The organism is Bacillus sp. JJ1503, from assembly GCF_036965125.1.
Taxonomy (GTDB): domain Bacteria; phylum Bacillota; class Bacilli; order Bacillales; family Cytobacillaceae; genus Cytobacillus.
This window is the reverse complement of the sequence record NZ_JBALOZ010000545.1, coordinates 1-1,328: the sequence shown is the minus strand read 5'-3', so window position 1 is coordinate 1,328 and position 1,328 is coordinate 1. Positions and strand designations below refer to the sequence as shown.

Below are 1,328 nucleotides of genomic sequence, written 5' to 3'. Positions count from 1 at the left end.
AATAATCTCATCCTCATAATATCGTTCAAGCTCTATTAAAGTTTTTTCAACATCAATATCATTTATGATATTAAGAATACTATTTTCTAGATGTTCATCATATTTTTGTGCAGTAATCAAATATTTGTATGTTTCATACTGGATTCTCATATCTTCTTTAGTAAGTGAACAATATAATTCTATTATTTTCTTTTCTTCATCTGACAAATTGCTTGTCATACTTTCTACATAAAGCTTAAAGCCAGCTTCTCCTTTAAATAATTTATTAATATCTAGTAATGTCATATATTTATTTTCTAAAAAAGGATTTCTTCCTAGCATCAATTCATTTATTAAGCTAATATGATTAGCATTAATAACAGATGAAAGGAGAATTCCATCGTCTTTTAATAAACTCTTGACAGAAAGCATAGAGGTTTGAAGATTAGTAATATGACTCCAATCTGTAATAATAATTACATCAAACTTCTTTACACCAAACTCCTTAATTACTTCTTCAACTGGATCATGAAATACTGTTACAAATATGCTTGCTTCAGTAGCTGCATTCTTGTTTTGCTCAATACCATATAAAGAAGACTTTCTGAATGAGTCATTAATTTTAAGTAAAGTTCCCCCCGCCCCACAACCAATATGAAGAACATCTATCTGTCTATCTTTTTCAAATGGAATTCTATCAACTAGATCATTATGTATATTGTACGAATGTGAATTAGTTCCCCATTTCTTCATGAACTTCTTCTCATTCTCAGATAACAATTCTCCATACCAAGCAACATTTTCTCTCCATGAAACACTTCCATAATGATGAATAAATGTGTCTTTACATAATAGTAATTTATAACCTGCTTTACGAATTCTTACAGAATAATCATCGTCTTCAAAGTTTCCAGGAGTAAACATTTCGTCTAAGAGTCCAATTTTATCAATTACATCTTTTTTAATAAGCATGCAATAACCAATTAATTTTAATCTTTCTTCCCATTTCTCAGAATTTGATTTATTAAAACCTTTTGCGAAATTATGCATTTCATATAAATTCGAGTATTCTACTGGGATAGCAGTGTGATACGCTGCAGAATTGGTAACAGGGCCAACTGCTCCGACCTTTTCACTGCTATAAAGACTTTGTACTAAATTACACAGCCAATTCTCAGTGACAATTACATCATTATTAAGTAAAAGTATATTATTCCCTTTAGCTATTTCAATTCCTTGATTGCAGCCTCTAGGAAACCCGAGATTTTCCTTGTTTAAAATTACCCTTATGTCATCTTGCTTTAATAGCCAGTCTTTTGTACCGTCCACAGAATTATTATCAATAATGA

Annotated in this window: 1 protein-coding gene; it reads right to left on the bottom strand. The window is 30.0% G+C overall.

Features of this window, described 5'->3' with window-relative positions:
• On the bottom strand, positions 1 to 1,328 hold a 1,328-nt coding region (locus tag V7149_RS26430; RefSeq protein ID WP_335348520.1), incomplete at both ends, for a glycosyltransferase.